The organism is Caballeronia sp. J97 (genome assembly GCF_905220305.1).
GTDB lineage: Bacteria > Pseudomonadota > Gammaproteobacteria > Burkholderiales > Burkholderiaceae > Caballeronia.
In genome coordinates, this window is sequence record NZ_CAJMZL010000026.1 from 10998 (window position 1) to 36871 (window position 25874).

At 65.9% G+C, this 25874-nt stretch carries 15 protein-coding genes; 4 read left to right on the forward strand and 11 right to left on the reverse strand.

The features are described 5' to 3' along the window. Positions 1–335 precede the first annotated feature (335 nt). A complete protein-coding gene (locus U4Y90_RS26605) occupies positions 336–2300 on the forward strand; it encodes a zinc ribbon domain-containing protein (protein WP_321799103.1) in 1965 nt (654 codons plus the stop codon). A 192-nt stretch (positions 2301–2492) separates the two neighbouring features. Next, positions 2493–3632: a TAXI family TRAP transporter solute-binding subunit gene (locus U4Y90_RS26610; RefSeq protein WP_321799104.1), complete on the forward strand. Its 1140-nt coding sequence runs from the start codon at positions 2493–2495 to the stop codon at positions 3630–3632. A 10-nt stretch (positions 3633–3642) separates the two neighbouring features. Here the strand turns inward: U4Y90_RS26610 and U4Y90_RS26615 are convergent, their stop codons facing one another. The 3 genes from U4Y90_RS26615 to U4Y90_RS26625 are packed head-to-tail and all read right to left on the reverse strand — an operon-like array spanning position 3643 to position 6873. Next, positions 3643–5094: a PLP-dependent aminotransferase family protein gene (locus tag U4Y90_RS26615; RefSeq protein ID WP_321799220.1), complete on the reverse strand. Its 1452-nt coding sequence runs from the start codon at positions 5092–5094 to the stop codon at positions 3643–3645. Positions 5095–5152: 58 nt separating this feature from the next. Beyond that, positions 5153–5425, reverse strand: a complete 273-nt coding sequence (locus U4Y90_RS26620) for a helix-turn-helix domain-containing protein (protein WP_321799105.1) — start codon at positions 5423–5425, stop codon at positions 5153–5155. Then, positions 5422–6873, reverse strand: a complete 1452-nt coding sequence (locus U4Y90_RS26625) for a PLP-dependent aminotransferase family protein (protein WP_321799107.1) — start codon at positions 6871–6873, stop codon at positions 5422–5424. Before U4Y90_RS26625 ends, U4Y90_RS26620 begins: the two co-directional genes overlap by 4 nt. Positions 6874–7023: 150 nt before the next feature. On the opposite strand from U4Y90_RS26625, the gene U4Y90_RS26630 reads away from it, so the two are divergent. Continuing rightward, positions 7024–9339: an FdhF/YdeP family oxidoreductase gene (locus U4Y90_RS26630; RefSeq protein ID WP_321799108.1), complete on the forward strand. Its 2316-nt coding sequence runs from the start codon at positions 7024–7026 to the stop codon at positions 9337–9339. 31 nt (positions 9340–9370) lie between these two features. Continuing rightward, positions 9371–9802: a hypothetical protein gene (locus tag U4Y90_RS26635; RefSeq protein WP_321799110.1), complete on the forward strand. Its 432-nt coding sequence runs from the start codon at positions 9371–9373 to the stop codon at positions 9800–9802. A gap of 1 nt (position 9803) precedes the next feature. On the opposite strand, the gene U4Y90_RS26640 is transcribed toward U4Y90_RS26635, so the two are convergent. The 8 genes from U4Y90_RS26640 to U4Y90_RS26675 all read right to left on the reverse strand — a co-directional run bounded on the left by U4Y90_RS26640 (position 9804) and on the right by U4Y90_RS26675 (position 25866). After that, entirely contained in the window at positions 9804–12542 is a 2739-nt protein-coding gene (locus U4Y90_RS26640) for an MGH1-like glycoside hydrolase domain-containing protein (protein WP_321799112.1), read from the reverse strand. Between the two features lie 85 nt (positions 12543–12627). After that, positions 12628–14568: an amylo-alpha-1,6-glucosidase gene (locus tag U4Y90_RS26645; protein ID WP_321799113.1), complete on the reverse strand. Its 1941-nt coding sequence runs from the start codon at positions 14566–14568 to the stop codon at positions 12628–12630. Between the two features lie 744 nt (positions 14569–15312). After that, the gene (locus tag U4Y90_RS26650) at positions 15313–16593 is read right to left on the reverse strand and encodes a DUF445 domain-containing protein (RefSeq protein ID WP_321799114.1); all 1281 of its coding nucleotides are present in this window, start codon (positions 16591–16593) and stop codon (positions 15313–15315) included. A gap of 11 nt (positions 16594–16604) precedes the next feature. Then, positions 16605–17024, reverse strand: a complete 420-nt coding sequence (locus U4Y90_RS26655; RefSeq protein WP_321799116.1) for an ACT domain-containing protein — start codon at positions 17022–17024, stop codon at positions 16605–16607. Beyond that, positions 17014–22827, reverse strand: coding sequence for an excinuclease ABC subunit UvrA (gene uvrA / locus U4Y90_RS26660; protein ID WP_321799117.1), 5814 nt, complete (start codon positions 22825–22827; stop codon positions 17014–17016). Before uvrA ends, U4Y90_RS26655 begins: the two co-directional genes overlap by 11 nt. A gap of 176 nt (positions 22828–23003) precedes the next feature. Beyond that, positions 23004–23894 (reverse strand): alpha/beta hydrolase, encoded by an 891-nt coding sequence (locus U4Y90_RS26665; protein WP_321799118.1) that lies wholly within the window; start codon positions 23892–23894, stop codon positions 23004–23006. A gap of 74 nt (positions 23895–23968) precedes the next feature. Beyond that, entirely contained in the window at positions 23969–25093 is a 1125-nt protein-coding gene (locus tag U4Y90_RS26670; RefSeq protein WP_321799119.1) for a succinylglutamate desuccinylase/aspartoacylase family protein, read from the reverse strand. 2 nt (positions 25094–25095) lie between these two features. Further along, positions 25096–25866, reverse strand: a complete 771-nt coding sequence (locus tag U4Y90_RS26675; RefSeq protein ID WP_321799120.1) for a transporter substrate-binding domain-containing protein — start codon at positions 25864–25866, stop codon at positions 25096–25098. Positions 25867–25874 lie beyond the last annotated feature (8 nt).

Sequence of the window (25874 nt, forward strand, 5' to 3'; positions counted from 1 at the left end):
CCGCCGTACGCGCATCGACCCGACGCTTTCGCATCGACATCAGGGCCATGCACTGGACGCTTCGGTCCAAACGCCATACGAGGCGAGGCGAAACGCAATGGTGCAGTCGCTTAAGGTTGCGGCCCGGGTAGGTGCGAAAGGCAATTGACGTCCGATAGTGGTTGAACCATAGTCGGAATGTCGTTTCCCGCCGGCGCGCGCGCCGCGTGGGGACAGAATACGAAGGATTGCTGCCGCGGGAACCACGTTCCCGCGTACAGGCGCGACGACTCGGCGCGCATTGGCGGCCACGCGAATTTGGCAACCTCACGCACACGTCCTTCGAGGGCTCCAGCATGACCACGCGTCTGACGTTTCCCGCATCCATGTTCTCCGTCGTCTGCCAGAGGTGCGGCAGCACGGTGCGCAAAAACGCCGACAGCTGCCCCAATTGCGGCGCCGACCGCCGCGCCGCGTTCGGCCAGTCGCGCGAGGCCGACTCGGGCAAATCGCGCGCGCGCGCATTTGAAGAAGCGGCATCGGCGCCGCTCGCATCGGCGGCTGCTTCCACATCGGGTTCTTCCACCTCGCTCGGCTCGGACAGCGCCGAGCGCATCGAACCGGGCATGCGCTCGCGCTGGACGGAGCGCGCGAGCGAGCGCATCGCGCAAAAGGCGGCGGAATATCGCGCACGACGCGCCGAAGAATCCGCACGCAACGCCTATGCCGAATCCAGCAACGATCCCGACGCCCTGCCCTCCGAGCGCTGGAGCACGAAAAAGACCGTCATCGCGGGTGCATGCGGTCTCGCGCTGCTGCTCGGCGCGACGTTCTACTATCAGCTCGGCGATTCCGACGGCGGCTCGGGCACGCCGTCCGCCGACCACAGCGTCTCGGGCGTGATCGATTCCAAGGTCGGCTCGCTCGTGCGCGGCGCGACCGATACGCCGACGAACACGACTGCCGCTCCGGTCATCGCCGAGCGGCGCGCTCTGGCCGACACCCGCGCGGCCGCGACCGGCAATGCGCTGCAGGACGCGCGCCTCGCGCTGGATCAGCACGATCTGGCCACCGCCCGGGCACGGCTCAAGGTACTGCCAGCGCAGCAACAGGCGCGCGACGACTACGAAACGCTGAAGGACGAGCTCGTCAAGCGTGAAGCGCAACGCGACGCCGCGCTGCAGCTCGCGCGCGCGTGCGAGCGGACCTCGGCGTGGGCGTGCGTGCAGCAGAACGCGGGCGAGGCGCTTGCGCTCGACGGCAGCAACATCGAATCGCAAGCCATGCTCGAGCGCGTGATCTCGCATGCGGGCTGGCTCGCGCCGACCGCGGCGGCGGCGCTCGCGAAGAAGGTGCCGGGCACGGCGCCTCCGGTCGCCGTGGCGAACGCGCCGGACGCGACGAACACGACGGCCGCCGCGCCCGCACCGCTTCCCGCGCAGGCAAACGTTGCAGCGGCCGCGCCGGCGGCCCGGTCGAGCATCGTCGCGCAAAAGCCCGCACAGGATCGGCGCGTGGCGCAACGCAGCGTCGCCGCCGCGCGCCAGTCCGACGACGACACCGCCTACGAATCGCGCGCCGAGAAGATCGCGCGCGGCCAGGCGGCAACGGCCGCGATCACGGCGGCGACGATCACGCCACCCGCCGCTCCCGGCGTCGCCACCGCGCTGCCGAAGCCCGCGCCCGCCGCTCAGGCGACCACGCAAGCCGCCGCGCCCGCGCCGTCACAACCGGCGGCGGCAAAGCCCGCGCCGGCGCCGGTCGCGCAGGCGTCGCGTGCGCCCTACTATCTCGGCGACGAGGACGCGCATCCTTCGGCCGCGGCCAGCGCCCGTGCCGCGAACCCGCGCACGCCCTACTATCTCGGCGACGAGCCGCCGCAGCCGGCCGCCCGTCCGGCCAATCCGCGCGGCGCGTATTACCTCGGCGAAGATCCGCCGGCACCCGCGGCGCCCGCCACGCGGGCGTCCGTGCCGCGCCCGCCCCCGTCCAGCGACAGCAACCAGAGCAGTGCCTTGCCGCCGTCGACAACGACGATGCAGGCCGCCGTGCCGCGGCCGCCCGCGGCCGTGGCACAGGCTGCCGCCACGCAGACCGCCGCCGCGCAACGCGTCCCGGCGGTCGTGAATCAACCCGTCGCGCAGACCAGCGCGGCGGCGCGCAGCACGCAGGCGACCGCCAGCACCGGCGCATCGCCGCAGTTCGCCAACATGCCGGCGGGCTCGCATCTCGACTCGGACAAATCAGAAGAACTCGAACGCGCCATCAAGCAATACGGCTGGAGCGGCGGCGGCACGGCGCCCAAGCCGCCGTCGCGCTAAAAGCAAGTAAAAGAACGACCACAGTACAAGAACACGCAGAGACAACAACCACGCACGGCAAGCACGCGCCACGCATTTTCGCGTTGAGCCGCATGTGAGTATCCGGGCATGAGCGAATTGCGCGCATTGCGGACGACTTCCGCGTCGCGCGAGTTTCAAAAGTACCCGTCCAACTCCGATTAAGGGTCAATCATGTTCACCACGAAATGCATGCGCAACGCCGCACGGGGCGCGCTGACGCTTCTCGCCATCGCCGGGCTGATCGGCGCGGGATCGAGCTTCGCCGCCGATCCGATTCCGTACAAGATCACGACGGGCCAGGAACGCGGCACGTATATCCAGATCGGTCAGGACTTGTCGAAGTATGTGGCCGAGCCGGCGGGCATCGATCTGGAAGTGCTGCCGTCGAAGGGATCGGCGGAGAACGTGCAGCGCATGCGCTACGAGCCCGGCGTGAAGTTCGCGCTGGTGCAATCGGACGTGTATCAGGCGTATATGGACATGGCGACTTCGGGCAACGCGGACGCGGGCAAGATCATCAAGCCGCTGCGGCTCATCATGCCGCTCTATGACGAGGAAATTTACTTCGTCACGCGCGCGGATTCGCCGATGAAGTTCATCCACGAGATCAAGGGCAAGAACATCAGCGTCGGGCCGATCGGCAGCGGCACCGCGCAATCGGCGGAAACGCTGTATCGGCTGATGTTCGGCGAGCCGATCGCCGAAGCCAACGAGCAGCATCTCAACAACGAGGATTCGCTCGCGCGGCTGATCGTCGGCAAGATCGACGTGGCGGTGATCGTCGCGGGCCAGCCGGCGAAACTCTTCCAGGACATGAACCCCGAGTTGCTGAAGCAGATCAAGCTGCTGCGCCTCGATTCCGGCGCGCAGGAAACCGCGCGCGCGAAGCAGACCTACTTCCCCGCGACGATCCGCACGACGAGTTATCCGAACTGGATTCAGGAAGACACGCCGACGCTCACCGTGAAGGCGTTCCTCGTGACCTACGATTACGGTTTGCGCGGCACGGTCGGCGCGCTGTCGAAGTTCGCCGATTCGCTGTGCACGAACTTCGACACGCTGCAGGCGAACGGCCATCCGAAGTGGAAGCAGGTGCATCTGGAACTGCCGCCGCTCACGAAAGGCTGGAAATACTATCCGCCGATGGAAAAGCACCTGCGCGCGTGCATCGCGCAGCGCACGGCGGCCGCCGAGCACTCGCAGAATCCGGCGCGCAAGGTCGCCACGCGCGACGCCGACCCGGCCGCGCAAAAGCCCAGGAAAGCGGCTTGCTCGGCGCAGGAAAAGCTGCTGCTGCTGTGCGATCAATGACGCCGCGCAGCTAGCGGACGAGCGTCGGCATGAGCGTGGCAAGGCGCGCCGCGCCACGCTCGATCGCATCGGCGCTCGTCCCGCCGTAGCCGAGCAGCACGCCCTGCTGCGCCGGCTCACCCGCGTAGAACGCGCGGATGCCATACAGCCCGACCGATTCCGCGCGCGCCGCCGCGACGACTTCGTCTTCGCGCAGCGAAGCGGCGAGCCGCGCGACCAGATGAATGCCCGCCGTCGCGGGCAGCGGTTCGAACCAGGGCGCGAGCACGCCGCTCAGACGCTCGATCAGCAGTGCGCGGCGTTCCGCGTACGCCTTGTGCATGCGGCGCAGATGTTTCGCATAGTCGCCGTCGAGCATGAACGCGCCCAGCGCCGCTTGCGTCAGCGCGCAACTGTGCCAGTCGCAGATCTGCTTCGCGTTCCAGAGCGGTTCGGACAGCGTCGCGGGCGGCACGACGTAACCGAGCCGCAAATCGGGAAAGAGCGTCTTCGAGAACGTGCCGACATAGGCGACGAGACCCGCGCGGTCCAGACTTTTCAGCGATTCCACCGGCCTGCCTTCGAAGCGGAATTCGCCATCGTAGTCGTCCTCGACGATCACCGCGCCGCGCTTGCCCGCCCATTCGAGCAGTTCGACGCGCCGCTCGAGGCTCATCGGCATGCCGAGCGGAAACTGGTGCGAAGGCGTCACGTAGACGAGGCGCGTGTTGCGCGGCAGCTTTTTCACGACGATGCCCTCGCCGTCGACCGGCACATGTGCGATGCGCGCGCCGAGCGCGGCGAACAGCGCCCGCGCGGGCGGATAGCCCGGCTCCTCGACCGCGACGACATCGCCCGGCTGGATCGTCACGCGCGCGAGCAGGTCGAGCGCCTGCTGCGCGCCCTGCGTGACGATCACGTCCTGCCAGTTGCAGACGACCGCGCGGCTGAACGCGAGATAGCGCGCGATGCCGAGCCGCAACGCCTGCTCGCCGCCCGGATCGCGATAGCCCGCGACGCCGCCACCAGCGCGCGCCTGCGTACGCAGCGCCTGATTCAGGCAGCGCCGCCAGGCATCGAAGGGAAACAGCGATTTGTCGGTCACGCCGCCCTTGAAATCGCAGTCGAGCGTTTCGTGGACCGGCGGCATCGGCATCGCCATGCGCTCGGGTATCTTGCGCCAGATGCCGGTGGCGCGAGCGCGGGCCGAAACCGGTCGGGCCTGCGCGGACGGCAGCCGAGTGAGCCCTTCCGCGACGAACGTGCCGTCGCCCGCGCGCGTGCGCAGAAAGCCTTCCGCGATGAGACGCTCGAAGACTTCGAGCGTGGTCTTGCGCGACACGCCGAGTTGCGCGGCGAGATCGCGCGTGGACGGCAGGCGCGTGTTCGCGGCGAGCCGCCCTTCTACGATGCCCGCGCGTAGCTGGCCGTAGATCTGGCCGGTCAGGTCGCGGCGGCCGTGAAGGGTGATGTGGATGTCCAAGATGTCACGCAGCAAGCGGCCTCGAGTGGTTACCTGAGTATGCCCAATCGAGCCACGCTCAGGAAGCCGCTTCGTCGTCGCCTAAGGCTGCCCGGCACAGCGCCACCCCTTCGTCGCTCAGCCACGCGCTCCCCGTCCCTTCCTCGGTCATGCGCACCTCGACGAGCCCCGCGTCCTCCATCCCGGTCAAGTGCCGCCTGAGTGCGCTCATCGGCAAGCCGGACTGCTTGGCGAGCTTCGCAAGCGACCACGCGCGCCCGGGCGTCTCGGTCTGTGCGCGCCATAACTGCGTCAGCACGGCGACGAGCGCCGGATCGATGTCATCGCTCATGCGCGTTCTCCCATGATCGTGTCCCTGCCCGCGCGCGCGCCGATGTCGCCGACGAGCTCGCCGAGCCGCTGCAACGCGGCCTCGCTCTGCGCGGTCCACGGATAACTGTAGTTGAGCCGGATGAAGTGGCTGAAGGCGTTGCGCGTCGAGAACATATGGCCTGGCCCGATCGTGATGCCGCTGTCGAGCGCCGCGCGATAGAGCCGCATCGAATCGACGCGCGCCGGCAATTCGACCCATAGCACGTAGCCGCCCTGCGGCGCCGACGTGCGCGTGCCCGCCGGAAAGAACCGCTCGACCATCGCGCTCATGATGCGCGACTGCTGCCGATACAGCTTGCGCACGCGTCGCAGATGCCGGTCATAGCCGTCCTGCCGCAGATAGTCCGCGATCGCGACCTGCGGCACGGACGGCGTCGTCAGCGTGTTGAGGAACTTGAGTTTTTCGACCTGCGCCCGATATCGCCCCGGCATCGCCCAGCCGATCCGGTACGACGCCGTCAGGCTCTTCGAGAACGACGCGCAATGCAGCACGAGCCCTTTCGTGTCGAAGTTCTTGAGCGTCGACGGGCGCGCGTCGCCGTAGTAGAGCTCGTGATAGACATCGTTCTCGATGACCGGAATCTCGTGCGCGCCCAGCAAGCCGACGAGCTGGCGCTTGCGTTCATCCGGCATCTGAAAGCCGAGCGGATTCTGGAAGTTCGGCATCACCATGACCGCGGCGACCTTGCTTCTGCCGATGATCTGCGCTAGCGCCTCGATGTCGATGCCCGCCGCCGGATGCGTCGGCACTTCGATCGCGCGCATGCCGAGACGCTCGATCGCATGCAGCATCGCGTAGTACGTCGGCGATTCGACGGCCACCGTGTCGCCCGGCTTCGCGACGGCCTGCAGGCTCAAGTTGATCGCCTCGGTCGCGCCGACGGTGATGACGATCTCCTCCGGATCGACCGGCACGCCATTTTCCGCATAGCGCCGCGCGATCTGGCGAATCAGTTCCGGATTGCCGGGCGGCAGATCGTCGATGAGATTCCAGCTCGAATGCCGCCGCGCGATCGCGTTCGCATACTGGTTGATGCGCCGCCACGGGAACGGCTCGGGATCGGGATACGGCGAGCCGAACGGCACGGCGTCGTGCGCGCGGATGCTGCGCAAGGTCGAGAGCACGAGCCGGCTCACATCGACTTCCGATGCGGTCGCGATCACGCGCTTCGGCTGGCTGTGCGCCGCGCCCGCCTGCGGCTTCGCGCGCACGAAATAGCCGGATTGCGGCCGCGTTTCGAGAATGCCGCGGCTTTCCAGAATCGCGTAGGCGTGCAGCACCGTCTTGATGCTCACGCCGTGCTGCTGGCTCGCCTGGCGCACGGACGCGATTCTCTCGCCCGGCGCGAACACGCCGCGCCGCACGGCTTCCTCGATTTCATCGGCGAGCTTCTCGTAGAGCCTCACGGGTTCTTCGTCCTGGAGCGGCAATGCGTCAAGTCTAGGGCAAAACGTCGCAACTGTACTCCTTCCATTTCGCATTTTCTGTGTGCCGCGCGCGTTTCGGAACACAGTACGCTTCTATCACCCCAAGCCATTAGCGTCATCCCACACGCCATGTTCAAGAAGCCCGAAGAGCGCATCGAACCGTATACGCATCCCGCCGCCGGTTGGGGCGCGTTGAAGCAGGTCGCCATCAACCTCGTCAAGGAGAAGGTGGCGGGCGGCAACTACAAGACGCTGTTCAAGCAGAATCAGCCCGATGGTTTCGACTGTCCCGGCTGCGCGTGGCCCGACCGCGAGCACGGCTCGACCTTCGAGTTCTGCGAAAACGGCGTGAAGGCCGTCGCCGCCGAGGCGACGAGCAAGCGCGTGACGCCCGCGTTCTTCGAAGAGCACACCGTGTCGGCGCTGATGGCCCAGACCGATTTCGAACTGGAGCAGCACGGCCGGCTCACCGATCCGCTCGTCTACGATGCGAAACGCGACCGCTACGTGCCGGTCGAATGGGACGACGCGTTCGCACTGATCGCCTCGCATCTGAACAAGCTCGACGATCCGGACCGCGCCGCGTTCTACACGTCGGGGCGCGCGAGCAACGAAGCTGCCTTTCTGTATCAGTTGTTCGTGCGCATGTACGGCACCAACAACTTTCCCGATTGCTCGAACATGTGCCACGAGGCAACCAGCCGCGGCTTGCCGCATACGGTCGGCATCGGCAAGGGCACGGTGACGCTCGACGACTTCGAGCACGCCGACACGCTGCTGCTCTTCGGCCAGAATCCGGCGACGAATCATCCGCGCATGCTCGGCGAGCTGCGCGACTGCGCGAAGCGCGGCGCGACCATCGTGTCGATCAACCCGCTGAAGGAGCGCGGACTCGAACGCTTCGCAAGCCCGCAGCACACACTCGACATGCTCTCGCCTAAGGGCGTGAAGATCAGCTCGGTGTTCATCCGCCCGAAAGTGGGGGGCGACTTCGCCCTGATCAAAGGCGTGGCGAAGCGCGTGATCGAACTGGACGACGCGGCTTGCGCGAACGGCGGCGAGCGCGTGCTCGATGTCGATTTCATCGCACAGCATACGGTCGGCTTCGATGCCTTCGCCGATGATCTGCGCGCCGAAAGCTGGGACGCAGTCATCGAAGAATCCGGCGTCGAGATGGACGATCTGCTCCAGCTCGCCGATATCTACGCGAAAGGCCGCGCCGTCATCTCGACTTGGGGCATGGGCCTCACGCAACACAAGAACTCCGTGCCGACGATTCAGATTCTCTCGAACCTGATGATGATGCGCGGGAATATCGGCCGGCGCGGCGCGGGGCTATGCCCGGTGCGCGGCCATTCGAACGTGCAGGGCGACCGCACGGTCGGCATCGAGGAAAAGCCGACGCAGGCGTTTCTCGACCGGCTCGGCGCGGCCTACAATTTCGAGCCGCCGCGCGAGCATGGCTACGATGTCGTCGAAACCATTCACGCGATGCTCGAAGGCAAGGTGAAGGTGTTCATCGGACTGGGCGGCAATTTCTCGATCGCGACGCCCGACACGCCGCGCACCTGGGAAGCGATGCGTTCGTGCGATCTCACCGTGCACATCACGACGAAGCTCAACCGCAGTCATCTCGTACACGGCCGCGACGCGCTGATCCTGCCGACGCTCGGACGTACCGAAATCGATCTCCAGAACGGCGTGCCGCAAGGCGTCTCCGTCGAGGATTCGATGAGCATGGTGCATATCTCGTACGGCATGAACAAGCCGGCCTCGCAGAATCTGCTGTCCGAAGTGGCGATCGTCGCACGCATCGCGCATGCGACGCTCGGCTCCGCCAAGGTGGACTGGCGCGCGCATGCGGGCGACTATGCGTTGATCCGCGACGGCATCGAGAAAGTGCTCGACGGCTTCGAACACTACAACGAACGTCTGAAGCAGCCTGGCGGCTTTCATCTGGGCGTGCCTTCGCGCGACCGCGTCTGGATGACGCCGAGCGGCAAGGCGCAGTTCATCGTGCACGAGATCGCGATCGATACGCCGATTCACCGCGCCCGCGCGCTTCACGGCGAGCGCCTCATGACGCTCATGACGACGCGCTCGCACGATCAGTACAACACCACGATCTATGGCCTCGACGATCGTTATCGCGGCGTGTACGGACAGCGGCACGTGCTGTTCGCAAACCGCGATGATATCGATATGCTCGGCTTCGAGCCGGGCGAACTCGTGGACATCACGAGCGTGTGGGACGACGGCGTCGAACGTCGCGTGGACGGCTTCAAGCTCGTTGAGTACGATATTCCGCGCGGCTGCCTCGGTGCGTACTATCCGGAGACCAACCCGCTCGTGCCGTTGTCGTCGGTTGCGGATGGCGCCGGCACGCCGACTTCGAAGTCCATTCCGGTGTTGCTGACGTCTTCCGGTCGCGCGGTTGCGGCATGAAGCCGTGCCCCGGTGACATGTTGCACAGCGCATGTCGCCGCGCCTTCTCGCGCTGACGAATGCGCCGCTCGAGCGCGGCGGCGCCGCTGAACCGGCGATCGATGAACGCGCCCAGCATGGCGAGGATCGCGACCCACGCGATCCATCCTGCGGCGAAGCTGTTGAATTCGTTGCTGAACCATGCGCCGCCGAGCATCGCGGCAGCGAACACCAGCATGACGAGAGCGAACGGCGGGCAATGCTCGTGCTCGATGTGAGTCCTGCTGCCGGCTCCCATGCCCGACTGGTAGCCGCTGAACGAATAGGCGCTGATCGAGTTATTCATTTTGCGATCCGAACTGTTATCGATTTGTGTTTCACAAACTTACACAGTTGGACCGACCAGCAATACCAGACATTTCCGAACAATACGCGCGACGTTCCGCGCTTGACTCTCGTGAAACGTCGCGACCGCGCTCTATGACTTACTTCGCTCCCGCGAATTCCTGAATATCGGCATCGGCTTCGCCTGCGAGCGGCACGACGCCGGAGGGTCCGGTCGCATGCGGCTGCAGCAGCAGCGCGACCAGGCCGCTCCAGCCCGTCTGATGCGACGCGCCCACGCCGCGCCCGTTGTCGCCGTGGAAATATTCGTGAAAGAGCACGAGATCGCGCGAACGCGGATCGGCCTGCAGCAACGGATACGCGGCCATCACGGGACGCTCGCCGTTCTTGTCGAGCAGAAAGAGCGTGGTCACGCGGCGCGCGAGTTCGTCGGCGATCTGCGCGAGCGAGAACTTCTGCCCCGAGCCGGTCGGATATTCGACACGGAAATCGTCGCCGTAATAGCGATGGAACTCGTGGATCGATTCGATCAGCAGATAATTCACCGGCATCCACACCGGGCCGCGCCAGTTCGAATTGCCGCCGAACACGCGCGAGTCCGATTCCGCCGGAAGATAGCGGATGCTGAAGCTCTCGCTGTTGTGATAGAAGACGAACGGGTTGTCGAGATGCACGCGCGAGAGCGCGCGCACGCCGTGATCGGAGAGGAACTCGGTTTCGTCGAGCGTGCGCCTGAGCAGCGCCTTCATGCGATGTCCGCGCAATAGCGACAGCAGCACGCTGTTGCCCTGCCCCGAGACATTCCAGCGCGACACGAGCCGCGCGAGATCGGTGCGATGTTCGAGGAACCAATGCAGCCGTTCGCGCAACTCCGGCAGCGAGCGATAAACCTTCGGCTCCAGCACATGCACAGCGAAAAGCGGAATCAGCCCGACGATCGAGCGCACGCGCATCGGCACGCTCGACCCGTCGGGCAGGCGCAGCTTGTCGTAGAAGAACTCGTCCTCGCTGTCCCAGAGGCCGGTGTCGCAGTTGTCCTCGCAGCTCACCGCCTCCGCGATATACAGGAAGTGCTCGAAGAACTTCACCGCGATATCGACGAACACCTTGTTCGCGTACGCGAGCTCCAGCGCGATGCGCATCAGGTCGAGCGCGTACGCCGCCATCCACGCGGTGCCGTCGGCCTGATCGATGTGGCCGCCGGTCGGCAGCGGCGACGAGCGATCGAAGATGCCCACGTTGTCCAGCCCGAGAAAGCCGCCCTGGAAGATATTCTTGCCGTCGGCGTCCTTGCGGTTGACCCACCACGAGAAGTTCAGCAGCAGCTTGTGGAACACGAGTTCCAGAAAATCGCGGTCGCCGCGGCCTGTGATCGCGCGGTCGATCTCGTAGACGCGCCACGTCGCCCATGCATGCACCGGCGGGTTCGCGTCGCCGAAAGCCCATTCGTAGGCGGGCAACTGGCCGTTCGGATGCTGATAGCGATCCTTCACGAGCAGGAGCAACTGGCGCTTCGCGAATTCCGGATCGATCAGCGCGAACGCGGCCGCATGAAACGCGAGATCCCACGACGCGTACCACGGGTATTCCCACTTGTCCGGCATCGACACGATGTCCGCGTTGCACAGATGCCGCCAGTCCGCGTCGCGCCCGAAGCGCCGCTGCTTCGGCGGCTTCGGCTGCAGCGGATCGCCGTCGAGCCAGCGCGTCACGTCGAACTGGTAGTACTGCTTCGACCACAACATGCCGGCGAGCGCCTGGCGCTGCACGAGGCGCTGATCGGCGTCGGCGATATCGTGCTGCAGCGCGCCGTAGAACTCGTCCGCTTCCGCGAGGCGGCGCGCGAAGAGTCCGTCGACGTCGAGCGGCACCGCGTCCGGCGCGGATTCCGGGCGCCAGCGCAGATACACCACGCCCTTGCCGTGCGGCCCGAGTTCGAGAGGCGCATGCGCCGCGGCGCGCGTGCCCTTGTCGCGGCGAATCGCGTCTTCGTCGTCATGCAGGATATAGTCGTTGAAGCCGTCCTTGAAGGGCCCTTCGCCTTCCATGCGATAAAGCCGCTTGACGTTGGTCTCGTTCTCGCAGAAGAGCCATTCGATGTTCGCGATATCCGGCGACCACGCGGTGACGACCATCGGCTCGTGCGCGCCTTGTTCGGCGAGCACGTAGGTGCCTTCGCCCTGCACCGTCTCCACTTTCAGCGATGGCTTGTTCGGCGTCGGCTTCCACGACCACGTATTGCGCGCCCAGATTTGCGGCAGCACGTCGAGCCCGGCCGATACGTTGCTGCGGTTCTCGATCGTCACGCGCATCAGAATGTCGTCCGGCGTGTGCTTCGCATATTCGACCAGCACGTCGAAGTAACGCTCGTCGTCGAACACGCCTGTGTCGAGCACTTCGTACTCGGGCATATCGGCGCCGCGGCGCGCGTTTTCATCGACGAGATCGGCGTACGGATACGCCGCATGCGGATACTTGTAGAGCATGCGCATGTAGGAATGCGTCGGCGTGCCGTCGAGGTAGAAGTACAGTTCCTTCACGTCCTCGCCGTGATTGCCTTCCTGGTTCGTCAGACCGAAGAGCCGCTCCTTGATGATCGGATCGCAGCCGTTCCAGAGCGCGAGCGAGATGCACCAGTTGAGCTTGTCGTCGCCGAAGCCGGCGAGACCGTCCTCGCCCCAGCGATACGCGCGGCTGCGCGCATGATCGTGCGGAAAGTATTCCCACGCGGTGCCGAATTCGCTGTAATCCTCGCGTACCGTGCCCCATTGCCGTTCGCTCAGATACGGTCCCCAGCGCTGCCAGCGCGGGCAATCCTTCGAATGGAGCCTCGAGCCTTCGACGGTGTCGAGCTGATTGACGGGGCGCGATTTCGGCATGGGCGTCTCCTCGTTGACGGCGTGCAAAACAGCGGGCAAGACTCGTAATTTAGCGCGTTTTGCTTGCGGGACGTGCGCGGTGCGTCTACGGCGTGCCGAGCAGCTTTTCGAGGCGCAGAAGCTCTGCGAGCGACCACGCCTGGAACGGCGTGCCGCCGGGCGTATGCGGCGCGTCGCCATCGGCGACTTCGCTGATGTGATCGAGACCGTAACGATCGAGATGTGCATAAAGCGGCGTCAGAAAGCGCTCGCGCGCGCCCGCCGCGCCGTGCACGCGCACCCATGCCTCGACGAACGGGCCGATCAGCCACGGCCACGCGGTGCCCTGGTGATACGCGCCGTCGCGCGCCTGCACGCCGCCCGCATAATGCGGCTGGTAAGCCGGATCGGACGGCGCGAGCGTGCGCAGCCCGAGCGGCGTGAGCAGTTGCGCCTCGGCCTGCGCGACCACGGCGCGCGCGATATCGCCGTCGACGAGCGCGAAAGGCAGCCCGCCGACCGCGAAGATCTGATTCGGGCGCACCGAGCGATCCACCTTGCCGGGTTCGTGATCGACATCGACGACGTCGAAGAGCGTGTGCGTGTCCGGGTCGATGAAGCGCGCGGCGAACGAAACCCGCGCCTGGTCGCGCAGCACCTGCCAGTTCGGATTCCACGCGCTCGCGATCGACAGCGCGTTGATCCACAGCGCCTGCACCTCGACCGGCTTGCCGATGCGCGGCGTCACGACCCAGTCGCCCGCCTTCGCGTCCATCCACGTGAGCTGCACGCCGGGAACGCCCGCGCGCAGCAGGCCGTCGCCATGGGCGGCGATACCGAAGCGCGTGCCGCGCGAATAGCCGTCGAGGATCGCATCGACGGCGCGTTGCAGGCGGCTCGTCGTGGCGGCGTGGGCGTGACCCGTCGCCAGATAGTCCTGCACGGCGACGACGAACCACAGCGATGCATCGACGGAGTTGTACTCCGGCAGACCGCCGCTATCCGGAAAGCGGTTCGGCACCATGCCTTCGGAGATCGTATCGGCCCATTCGAGCAGGATCGATTCCGCTTCCGGATATCGGCCCGATGCGAGCAGCAGGCCACGCATCGAGATGAAGGTATCGCGGCCCCAGTCGGTGAACCACGGAAAGCCCGCGATGATCGTGCGCCCGACATTGCGATTCACCACATACGCATCCGCCGAGCGCGCGAGCCGCGAGCCGAACGCCGCGCGGCGCTCCGTCTCACGCGATGCGAGGCGCGTAGCATGCGCGAGCGCGCTGTCTTCGAACGGCTTGTCGTGGCCCGCATGCGCGTGAAGGATCATCACGGCGTCGCCGCGCGTCAGGTCGAAGGTGAACACGCCGGGCGTCGCGAGGTCCTCGGTGAAATCGAGTCCGCGTTCGCGTTCGCGCGCGTAGCAGAAGTTGCGATACCAGTCGGGCGCGTGATCGTAGGCGCCGTTGGACGTGACGCAGATCGTCGGCAGATCGCCGTAGGGCTGCCATTGCACGCGTTCGCCTTCGAGCGTGGCATCGAATGAAAACGCCGGATTCTCGTGATGCAGCGCGTGGTAGTCGCGGCCCGACAGCAGCGGGCGAACATCGAGCTTCGCCGCTTTCGATGCGCCTTCGAGACGCCAGCGCAGCACCGTTTCGCGCATCTCCTTTGCGACGAACACTTCCGCGACGACGATCGCATCGTCCGCGATCCGGTAGCGCCATGTCGGCCATGGCTCGGTATCGAAGGAAAGCAGCGTCGCGGAGGTGTCCGGATAGAGCACGTCGGGTGCGTAGCGCTGCATCGTCAGCGGGAAGCGCTCGTCGTTCGCTTCGAGCCATGCTTCGATGCCGTTGATGAGCACGACGCGGCCCGCTGGCGGTTGGGTCGCGGAGAGCAGCAGCGCCTGATAGCGACGCGTGCGCATCGTGCCGACAGTGCCGGAGGCGAATCCGCCGCTGGAGTCGGCTTCGAGCCATTCGTCTTCGAGACGCGCGGCGTCGATCGGCGATTGTTCGTTGCTTTCGATGCGTTCGATGCGCGTCATGGCATTTTTGCTTTCGTTGCTTTTGGTTTTTAGCTTTGGCTTGTCGCGTTGGCTTGTCGCCGGATCCCTTGTTCGTGTCGGTCTATTGGCACTGCCCCTGTGCGGGGCGGCAGTTACTTTCTTTGCTGCTGCAAAGAAAGTAACCAAAGAAAGCAGCTCCCGATACGCCCGCGGTCACACGCAATTTGGGTAGTCCTCTCATCGTTCGTGGGCTGCCTAACGAGTGCCCTCATAGGCCACATCGGGCGTGGCTCGCGCACGGTCTGACTAACCGGAAGTTCTAGCGCGATGGCCCAGCAATCATACATCCGGCACAGCGCTACGCGCTGCCGCCGGGTCTGCAAGGGAAACCAGCGGTTGCAATTGCGGTGAGATGGAAGCGTTAGTAAGGAGGCACACGCATCCCCAATTAACCGTTCGGCCGCGAAGCGGGCCGGAGCAGTCTTGTGCTGTACCAGTTGGTTGTGTGGTGCGATGGGGCGGACCGTGCGCGATCCAAGCCGTGCTCTGCTTGTGAGGGCACTCGCTATTGCCGGACCATTAGGCCAATCGCCTGTGCCGCGGCCGGTGTGAGGTACTTTGGATGGAAATAGCTGCTTTCTTTGGTTACTTTCTTTGCAGCAGCAAAGAAAGTGACTGCCGCCCCGCACAGGGGCAACGCCAATAGACCACTAAAAAATCGGGATCCGGCGAAACCAAAGCAACACGATCACGGGATCCAGCAACAACCAAACCCCAACCCCCTCACCCCACCCACACCGTCACGGCGTGAATCAAAATTCCCACCGCCCCGCCCACCAGCGTCCCATTCACCCGAATAAACTGCAAATCCCGCCCGATATTCAGTTCGACATCCCTCACGAGCGTCGCATCGTCCCACTGCTTGACCGTCGCGGCAATATGCTTCGCGATGCCATCGCGCAACTCCGGCGCGAGCGCCTTCAACGCATCGCGCATATGCTCGTTGATCGAATCGCGCAACGCCGGATCGCTGCCGAGCGCCTCGGCGAAACCACCCGCCATCGCCACGACCTTCGCATGCAGCGCCGAATCCGGACGCCTGATGTCCGCATCGAGCCACGCGATGAACTCGTCCCACAGCCCGTTCACATAACCTCGCAACTCGGGCCGCTCGAGCCATTCGCGCTTGTGCTCGTCGATGCGCGCCTTGAAGGTCGCATCCGTCTTGAGCCGCTCGACGAAGCGCTCCACCGCCGCGTCGAATGCCTTGCGGCGCTCGTGCTCCGGATCGCTGCTCACGTCGTGCAGCCACTGATTCGCGCCGCGCACCAGTCCCGCCGCGAACTTGTTGCCGAGGTCCTCCGCGTTCAGTCCGACGAAACCCAACATGCCGACGAGCTTCGGATACTCTTCGCCCGCCACCGCAACGATGCGCGTCGCGAGCATCTCCTGCACTTCGGGTTTGTCGAGCCACGCAGCCAGTTGTTTCAGGCCTTCGTCGAGCAGCAATTGATGACGCCGGTCCGATGTCAGCGTCGACAGCACGCTGCCCGCCGCGCTCGCGAGATCGAACGAATCGGCGCGGCGGCGCAGCGTGTCGTAGAGCATGGTCTTCACGCGCTCGTCGTCGACGAAGGACAGCAACTGTCCAACCGCCGTCACCGCCTTCCTGCCGAGCAACGCCGAGTTCTTCGGCTCCGCGAGCCACATCGACAGACGGCTCGCCGGATCGAACGCATTCACGCGCGCGACGAGCGCATCCGTGCCGAGAAAACGGTCGCGCACGAACACGGCCAGGTTGTCCGCGACGCGCGCCTTGTTCGCGGGCAAGATCGCCGTGTGCGGAATCGGCACGCCGAGCGGATGGCGAAACAGCGCGACGACCGCGAACCAGTCCGCGAGCGCGCCGACCATCGCGGCTTCCGCAAACGACGATACCCACGCCCACACGCCTGCATCATGCTGGCTTTTGGCGAGCGCGAACAGGCCGCCCGCCGCGACGAGCAGCGCAGCGGCGAACCATTTCATTCTTTTCAGCGCGACGGCTTTGTCCTGCGTTTCCATCTATGTCGGTGTCATGGTTTTGGAGAGGACGAAAGCTTACCAGCACGGCGTTGCAGTTCTAAGAGCGTCTCCATCGCGCGTTCGGCATCGTCGACCGGAACGAAGATGTGATCGTGATACGCCGCCGCGATCACATTGCAACTGATGTTCGCGTCGCCGAGCGCACGCGCGAACGCCGCCGTCAAACCGACCGCGTTCAGATCCGAATGCACGGTCAGGGTGATCCACGCCGCGCGAAACAGCGGCGCGATGCCCGCCGCCTGCGCCACGCTTTCCTCCATCACGACGGTCAATCCCTCGCGTTCCCGGAACGTCGCGACGATGCCCGCGCCACTCAGCGCCGCATCGTGCGGCAGCGTCGCGAACACGTAGACGCCCGGCTGCAACTCGGGCTGCATCGACGCGATCAGCGTATCGAGATCACGCAGCATTCTCGGCCTCGCGCGTGCGTTCGAGCACCGGCCGCAGCGCCGCGCCGGTATGACTGCGCGGATGCGTCGCGAGCGTCTCCGGGTCCGTTTGCGCGACGATCGTGCCGCCGTTCACGCCGCCCTCCGGTCCGAGATCGAGCACCCAGTCGGCTTCGGCGATCACATCGAGATCATGCTCGATGACGATCACGCTATGCCCGCCGTCCACCAGCCGATGCAGCACGCGAATCAGCTTCGCCACGTCCGCCATGTGCAGGCCGACGGTCGGCTCGTCCAGCACGTAGAGCGTGTGCGGCGGCTTCTGGCCGCGCCGCGTGATGTCGTCGCGCACTTTGGACAGCTCGGTGACGAGCTTGATGCGCTGCGCCTCGCCGCCCGACAGCGTCGGCGACGGCTGGCCGAGCGTCAGGTAACCGAGGCCGACATCGCGCAGCAATTGCAACGGATGCGCGATGCTCTGCATCGACGAGAAGAACTCGACCGCCTCGTCGATCTCCATCGTCAGCACTTCGCCGATGTTCTTGCCGCGCCACGTCACCGCGAGCGTTTCCGGATTGAAGCGCTGGCCGTGACACACGTCGCACGGCACCTTCACGTCGGGCAGGAAGCTCATCGCGATGGTGCGCACGCCCTGGCCCTCGCACGCCGGGCAACGCCCCTCGCCGGTGTTGAACGAGAACCGCGACGGCGTGTAGCCGCGCGCGCGGGCTTCGAGCGTATCGGCGAACAGCTTGCGGATGGTGTCCCACATGCCGATGTACGTCGCCGGACACGAGCGCGGCGTCTTGCCGATCGGGGTCTGGTCGACTTCGAGCACGCGGTCGATCGCTTCGAACCCGGTGACGCCCGCGCAACCCTGCCATGCGTGCGCGACGTCGAACTTCGGACGCGGCGTTTCGCGCGCGAGCACGCTGGCGCGGGACTTCGTCGCGGGAGCGCCGGCCTGCGCCGCCTTGCGCGCGCGCCGCACCGCCGGCGACGACAGCACCGAGCGGCCGACGGCATCGAGCAGGTTGGTCATCAACACGTCGCGCGCGAGCGTCGACTTGCCCGAGCCCGACACGCCCGTGATCGCGACGAGACGGTTCAGCGGCATGCTGGCCGTCACGTTGCGCAGGTTGTGCAGCGTCGCGCCTTCGACGGTCAGCCATTGCTCGGGCACGGCGGCCCGCTTCGCGGTGGCCGCGCGCACTTCGCGGCGCGGCTGCAACGGATGCACGATCGGGTTCGCGAGGAATTGCCCCGTCAGCGACGCCTTGTGCGCCGCGAGGTCCGTCACGGTGCCCTGCGCGACCACCGTGCCGCCGCGCTTGCCCGCGCCCGGCCCGATATCGATGATGTGATCCGCGCGGCGAATCGTGTCTTCGTCATGTTCGACGACGACGAGCGTATTGCCCTTGTCGTTCAGCTTCTTCAGCGCGCTCAACAAAATGAGGTTGTCGCGCGGATGCAGACCGATGGTCGGTTCATCGAGCACATAGCACACGCCTTGCAGGTTGCTGCCGAGTTGCGCGGCGAGCCGGATGCGTTGCGCTTCGCCGCCGGAAAGCGTCGGTGCGGCGCGATCGAGGCTCAGATAGCCGAGCCCGACTTCTTCGAGGAACTGCAGGCGCCCTTCGATCTCGCTGACCACGTCGCGCGCGATATCCGCATCGCGGCCCGTGAGCCTGAGCGACCCGATCCACTCGCGCGTGTCGCTGACGGTCCAGCGTCCGACTTCCGTGATCGGATAGTCGCCGAACGTGACGGCGCGCGCGACATCGTTCAGACGCGTGCCTTCGCAATCCGGGCACGGCTGATCGACGATATCGTCCGGCTCCTGATCCACCGAGCCGATGCTCTGCTCGCGGCCGCGATCGTCCTGTGCAAAGAGCGTGTCATCGAACGCGGCGCGCTGTTCGCGCGTGAGCTTCACGCCGGTTCCGACGCATGTGTTGCACCAGCCGTGCTTGCTGTTGTACGAGAACATGCGCGGATCGAGCTCGGGATAGCTCGTGCCGCACACCGGGCACGCGCGCTTGGTCGAAAACACGCGCGTTTCCTCCTTGCCGCGGCGCGCGCCGTTTTGCCACGCGCCGTGAAGATCGTCGAGCGGCGCGCACAGATGCATCACGCCCTTGCCGATTTCGAGCGTCTCGTCGAGCAGGCGGCGCAGTTCCGCTTCGTTGTCGGCGGAAACGATCAGATCGGCGACCGGCAATTCGATCGTATGTTCGCGGAAGCGATCGAGCTTCGGCCACGGACTCACCGGCAGGAATTCGCCATCGACGCGCAGATGCGTATTGCCGCGCGCCTTCGCCCATTTCGCGAGATCGGTGTACACGCCCTTGCGATTGACGACGAGCGGCGCGAGCAATCCGACATGCTGCCCCTTGAAATCCCGCATGATTTGCGCGGCGATCGATTCGGAGCTTTGCGCCTGGACCGGCGTGCCATCGTGGATGCAATGCTGGATGCCGAGCTTCACATACAGCAGACGCAGGAAGTGCCACACTTCCGAGGTCGTCGCGACCGTCGACTTGCGTCCGCCGCGCGACAGGCGCTGCTCGATCGCGACGGTCGGCGGAATGCCGTACACGGCATCGACCTCGGGACGGCCCGCGGGCTGCACGATCGAGCGCGCATAAGCGTTCAGCGATTCGAGGTAACGGCGCTGGCCTTCGTGAAAGAGGATATCGAACGCGAGCGTCGACTTGCCCGAGCCGGACACGCCCGTCACGACGTTGAACTTGTTGTGCGGAATATCGACATCGAGCGACTTCAGGTTGTGCTCGCGCGCATTGACGATGCGCACCACGTCCTCGCCCTGCAGCGCGCGGCGCGCGCTCGCGACTTCCGCCGCGAGTTGCAGGGGCACGCCCGCGCGCTTCTCCGCCGCGCCCGGCGCCATCGCTTCCTCGTATTCGACGAGCGCGCGGCCCGTATGCGACTGCTCGCACGCGGCCACGTCGTCCGGCGTGCCGACGCAGACGACTTCGCCGCCGCCGTCGCCGCCTTCGGGACCGAGATCGACGATCCAGTCGGCCGCGCGAATCACGTCGAGATTGTGTTCGATGACGATCAGCGAATGCCCGCGCTCGAGCAGCCGCCGCAGCGCCTGCATCAGCTTGGCGATATCGTCGAAGTGCAGGCCGGTGGTCGGCTCGTCGAACATGAAGAGACGGCTTTCGCTCTTGCTGGCCTGCGACGTTTCCGCGAGAAAGCCCGCGAGCTTGAGACGCTGCGCCTCGCCGCCCGAGAGCGTCGGCACCGGCTGGCCGAGCTTCACGTATTCGAGCCCGACATCGACGATCGGCTGCAGCACGCGCAGCACTTCCTTGTCGTCGGCGAACAGCGCGACCGCTTCGCTCACCGTCAATTCGAGCACGTCGGCGACGCTCAATTGACGCCCGCCGCGCTCGATCTTCACTTCGAGCACTTCCGCGCGATAGCGGCGTCCGTCGCAATCGGGGCAACGCAGATAGACGTCGCTCAGGAACTGCATCTCGACATGCTCGAAGCCCGAGCCGCCGCACGTCGGGCAACGTCCGTCGCCCGAATTGAAGCTGAACATGCTCGCGCCGTAGCCGCGCTGCAGTGCGAGCGGCGCCTTCGCATAGAGCTTGCGGATTTCATCGAACGCGCCGACATAGCTCGCGGGATTCGAGCGCGCCGTGCGGCCGATCGGCGACTGATCGACGAACACGACATCGCTCAGATGCTCCGCGCCCTTCAGATCGCGGAACGCGCCGGGCGCTTCCGTCGCCTTGCCGAAATGACGCATCAGCGCGGGCGCGAGCACGTCCTGAATCAGCGTCGATTTGCCCGAGCCGGAGACGCCCGTCACGCACACCAGCCGTTGCAACGGAATATCGACCGTCACGTCCCGCAGGTTGTGATCGCTCGCGCCTTCGAGCGTGAGGCGCGGCGTGTTCGCATCGACGACGCGCCGGTTCCAGTTCGACGCATGCGCGACATGCTTGCGGCCGCCGAGATAGGCGCCGGTCAGCGTGTCGGTGGTCTGGATGTCGTCGGGCGCGCCGTCGTAGACGATCTGCCCGCCGCGCTCGCCCGGTCCAGGTCCCATGTCGATGAGACGATCGGCCGCGAGCATCACCGAAGGATCGTGCTCGACGACGACGAGCGTATTGCCCGCGTCGCGCAGACGGTGCATCGCCTCGACGATGCGGTTCAGGTCGCGCGGATGCAGGCCGATGCTCGGTTCATCGAGCACGAACAGCGTGTTCACGAGCGACGTGCCGAGCGCGGTCGTCAGATTGATGCGCTGCACTTCGCCGCCGGACAGCGTGCGCGATTGCCGATCCAGCGTCAGATAACCGAGGCCGACGTCGCACAGATATTTCAGGCGCGTGCGCACTTCCGCGTGCAGCAGCTTGAGCGCTTCGTCGAGCAAGGTGGACGGCAGCGTCAGCGAATCGAAGAAGCGGCGAATGCGCTCGATCGGCATCAGCATCAGATCGTGCACCGTGAGGCCCGGCAGCGCTTCGAGCTGCGCGCGCGTCCAGTCGACGCCTGCCGGCATGAATCGATCTCGCGGCGACAGCACCGCATCGGCCTGCTCTTTCGTGCCGAGACGCCACAGCAGCGATTCGGTTTTCAGCCGCGCGCCGGCGCAGACCGGGCAAGTCGTATAGCTGCGATATTTCGACAGCAGCACGCGAATGTGCATCTTGTACGCCTTCGACTCCAGATAATCGAAGAAGCGCTGCACGCCGTACCACTGGTTTTGCCACTTGCCGGTCCAATCGGGCGAGCCCTTGATGACCCAGTCGCGTTCCTGCTGCGTGAGATCCTTCCACGGCACGCCGAGGCGGATGCCCGCCTTCGCGCCGTAGCGCACGAGATCGTCCTGGTTTTCTTTCCACGCGGGTGTCTGCAGCGTCTTGATCGCGCCTTCGCGCAGCGTCTTTTTCTCGTCGGGAATGACGAGGCCGTAATCGACGCCGATCACGCGCCCGAAGCCGCGGCACGTTTCGCACGCGCCATAGGCGGAGTTGAAGGAAAAGAGCGCCGGCTGCGGGTCCGCATAGCGCAGGTCGCTTTCCGGGCTGTGCAGGCCGGTGGAGAAGCGCCAGATTTCCGCTTCGGCCTCGTCCTTGAGCACATAGACGTCCACGCGACCGGTGCCGCGCAGCAACGCGCTTTCGATGGCCTCCAGCGCGCGCGAGCGTTCGGTGTTCTGCAAACGGAATCGGTCCGCGACGACATCGAGCATCTGCCGCGCGCCGGATGCCGTCTGCACGCGGCGCTTCGCCTGCACGCGCGTGTAGCCGCTCGCGGACAGCCATTGCTCGACTTCCTCGTCGCTCGCGGTATCGGGCAACTCCACGGGAAACGTGATCGCGAGGCGCGGATCGTCCGCGCGCGTGCGTTCGAGCAACTCGGCGTAGATCGTCTCGGGCGTGTCATGGCGCACGCGGTGCGAGGTTTTCTTGTCGAAAAGCTCAGCGGCGCGCGCGTAGAACAGTTTCAGGTGATCGTTCAGCTCGGTCATCGTGCCGACGGTCGAGCGCGAGCTGCGCACCGGATTCGTCTGGTCGATGGCGATGGCGGGCGGCACGCCGTCCACCCGGTCGACTTGCGGGCGGTCCATCCGGTCGAGGAACTGGCGCGCGTACGCGCTGAAGGTTTCGACATAGCGCCGCTGGCCTTCCGCGTACAGCGTGTCGAACACGAGGCTCGACTTGCCGGATCCGGACGGGCCGGTCACGACCGTCATCTGGCCCGTGTGCAGGTCGAGGTCGAGGTTCTTCAGGTTGTGCTGACGTGCGCCGCGAATGCGGATTGCGTTGTTCGATGCCAATTTTTCAACCGGTTCAAAAGGTTAGGCGGCTTGCTCGAAGCCCTGGGCGAGAGCGCGCGAGTGTTCGGAAGTGCGCGCAAGCCATAGCGGACAATACTGTACACGCATACAGTGTTTGTCGCCAAACGTGTCAGGACTGTCCGTGATCCTGCGCAAGCCGCTCGCCAGCCCGCCGATCAATTCAGATGTGCGATGACTGCGTCCGCGACGGCATCGGGCGCTTCGCGCAGTGGAAAATGCCCGGCGCCGTCGACCACGACACGCCGGTATCCCGCCGTGAAATAGTGCGCCTGCCCTTCCGAACTCGCCGGCTCGTCGCAGAAATCCGCGCCGCCCTGGATCATCAGCGCCGGCACGCCGATGCGATCGATCGTCGAAAGCCGCGCATGCAGTTCGGCGAGCGCCGGGTCGGAAGGCTGGTCGCCGCGCCAGCGCCGGCGATACGCGTTCAGCGTGACCGGCACCCAGTCGGGATTCTCGAATGCGCGCGCCGTCGCCGCGAATTCGGCCTCGTCGAACCAGCCGGGCGGCGACCACGTGTCCCACTGAATGCGCGCGAAGCCTTTGGGATCGGCTGCGAGCGCATCCGGGCCGCCGTCGAGCGACATGAACCATTGGTACCAGAAACGCCGCGCCTGCGAAAAATCGGGCAACGAGAAGACGCCGCGCGGCTGATACGCGAGCGCGAGCGCGGCCATGCGGCGCACGCGCTCCGGAAACAGCGCGGAAAGGGTGTAGGCGGCGCGTGCGCCCCAGTCGTGGCCGACGACATCGAATTGGCCGATGCCGAGCGCGTCGGCGAGCTCGATGGCATCGTGCGCGAGCGCGACGCCCGAGCCGTCGCGCACGGTGTCGTCGCGCAGGAATCGCGTGCCGCCCGCGCCGCGCAACTCGGGCACGACGGTACGATAGCCGGCATGGTTCAGCCGCTGCGCCACCGCGTTCCACGCGCGCGCCGCATCAGGCCAGCCGTGAATCAGCATCACGATGGGACCGTCGGCGGGACCGGAATCGGCGTAGGCGATATCGAGCGTCGGCGTGCGGGCGTGGCGTCCGAAGTCCAGCATGGCGAGACTCCTTCGAGAGGAAGGGTCATTCTAGCGAGCAAGGCCAAACCGCGCCCGGCGCGACGCGCGCGACCTCACGCCCCGATCAGCACCCCGCGCCTGACCGGCGTTTCGCCCGTCACGCGCCCCATCGGCGCGCCCGCGGACACGAAGCGGATCGCGCGGCGCATGTAGAACACGCCGTCGTTGCTCGTCGTGACGGTCGTCACCGCGTCGGTGAGCGGATCGACGATATCGAACACAGGATCGCCCGCCTTCAGCCGCGCGCCCACTTTCGCGCGATACACGACGATCCCGCTCACCGGCGCCGCCAGTTGCTGGCTGCCCGCGAGCGGCGTCGCGGATTGCGCGAGCGGCGGCGCGTCTTTCGCCTCGCCCTCGATCACGCCGCGCGCGACCAGATAATCGACGATGGCATCGGCATCATGCGATGCGGTGTCGTAATCGACATCACGCTGCCCGCGATGCTCGATCGTCGCCGCGACGTTCGGCGGGCCGAGCGGCGTTTCGTCGCCGAGACGCTCGCGGATCTCGTTCCACAGCAGCGCATGAACCTCGTCGAAGGACTGGCCGCCGGAATCCGTCGCGAGCAGCACGCCGTTCGCGCGGAGATAGCGTGCGAGCGGCTCGATCGCGGGCCAGCTCGCGGGGCTCGTGTAGAGGTGCATCGTCGCTTCGAGCGAGCAATGCAGATCGAGCACGATGTCGGCCCGCGACGCCAGCGTGAGCAGCGCGAGCCGCAACGATTCGAACTCGTTTTTCGCGGTCATTTCGCCGAGCATGCCGACGAGCGCGCCGCGCAGAAGGCGCGCGTTGTGCGCGGCATCGTGCGACGAGAAGCGCGCGCCCACGCGTTCGATCAGCGCGGCGGCGGGCGGCATCGGAAAGCTGCGATTGAAGTTGTGGCCGCTGTTCGCCTCGAAGCGCCCGAGAAATTGCCCGAGCACATGCTGCGACAGTCCGATGGGATTCGCCACCGGCACCAGCACGACTTCGCCGCGCACGCGGCCCGCGGCTTCGAGCGCGGCGAGACGCTGCTTCAAGGTCCACGCGGTGAGCATCGCGGGCGTTTCATCGGCGTGCAGCGAAGCCTGCAGATAGACGCTTTCGCCCTTTGCGGCGTCGCCGAAATGAAAGCTGACGAGCTCGCGCGACGTGCCGAGCGTGGTGGAGACGAGCGGATGGCGTTGCGTGTGCATGTTCAGTCGCCGTAGACGTCGAAATCGAAATACTTGCGCGCGATCTTCTGATACGTGCCGTCGGCGCGCATGTCGCCGACGGCTTTGTCGACTTTCGCCTTCAACGCCGCGTCGTCCTGACGCAAACCCATGCCGACGCCGTGATCGCCCATCGATAGCGGCTCGCCCACGAACGCGAAGCCCGCGCCGCGCGGCGTCTTGAGAAAGCCGTGCTCGGCTTCGACCGAGCCGAGCAGCGCGGCGTCGATGCGCCCCGCGGTCAGGTCGCTCAGCACGCCGTCCATGCTCTGATACGCGACCACTTCGACGCCGCCCGGCTGCCAGTTCTTCATCGCGTAGGTTTCGAACTGACTGCCGCTCTGCACGCCGATGCGCTTGCCGCGCAAGCCCTGCGCGCTCGCCGTGAGCGGCGCGCCCTGCTTCGCGATCAGGCGCGAGCGGAACTGGAACAGCTTGGTGGAGAAGGCGATCTGCTTCATGCGTTTGTCGGTGATCGCCATCGACGACATGATCCCGTCGATCTTGCGTGCCTGCAGCGCGGGAATCATCCCCGAGAATTCGAGCTCGACCCACTGGCAGCGCATCGCGATGCGGCGGCAGATTTCATCGCCGAGATCGACGTCGAAGCCCGCGACATGGCCGTCGGGCGTCTTCACGTCCATCGGCGGATAGCCGGGGTCGATGCCGAGGCGCAAGGTGTCGGCATCGTTCGCGTGAACCGGCGTGGCGGCCACGAGCGCGGCGGCCAGGAACAAGGCACTGAGTCTGAACATGAACGGGG

Excerpts from the sequence above, each read along its gene's own strand:
- U4Y90_RS26605 (WP_321799103.1), top strand. The coding sequence starts at position 336 with ATGACCACGCGTCTGACGTTTCCCGCATCCATGTTCTCCGTCGTCTGC.
- U4Y90_RS26610 (WP_321799104.1), top strand. The coding sequence starts at position 2,493 with ATGTTCACCACGAAATGCATGCGCAACGCCGCACGGGGCGCGCTGACG.
- U4Y90_RS26620 (WP_321799105.1), bottom strand. The coding sequence starts at position 5,425 with ATGAGCGATGACATCGATCCGGCGCTCGTCGCCGTGCTGACGCAGTTA.
- U4Y90_RS26630 (WP_321799108.1), top strand. The coding sequence starts at position 7,024 with ATGTTCAAGAAGCCCGAAGAGCGCATCGAACCGTATACGCATCCCGCC.
- U4Y90_RS26635 (WP_321799110.1), top strand. The coding sequence starts at position 9,371 with ATGTCGCCGCGCCTTCTCGCGCTGACGAATGCGCCGCTCGAGCGCGGC.
- U4Y90_RS26640 (WP_321799112.1), bottom strand. The coding sequence starts at position 12,542 with ATGCCGAAATCGCGCCCCGTCAATCAGCTCGACACCGTCGAAGGCTCG.
- U4Y90_RS26645 (WP_321799113.1), bottom strand. The coding sequence starts at position 14,568 with ATGACGCGCATCGAACGCATCGAAAGCAACGAACAATCGCCGATCGAC.
- U4Y90_RS26650 (WP_321799114.1), bottom strand. The coding sequence starts at position 16,593 with ATGGAAACGCAGGACAAAGCCGTCGCGCTGAAAAGAATGAAATGGTTC.
- U4Y90_RS26655 (WP_321799116.1), bottom strand. The coding sequence starts at position 17,024 with ATGCTGCGTGATCTCGATACGCTGATCGCGTCGATGCAGCCCGAGTTG.
- U4Y90_RS26665 (WP_321799118.1), bottom strand. The coding sequence starts at position 23,894 with ATGCTGGACTTCGGACGCCACGCCCGCACGCCGACGCTCGATATCGCC.
- U4Y90_RS26670 (WP_321799119.1), bottom strand. The coding sequence starts at position 25,093 with ATGCACACGCAACGCCATCCGCTCGTCTCCACCACGCTCGGCACGTCG.
- U4Y90_RS26675 (WP_321799120.1), bottom strand. The coding sequence starts at position 25,866 with ATGTTCAGACTCAGTGCCTTGTTCCTGGCCGCCGCGCTCGTGGCCGCC.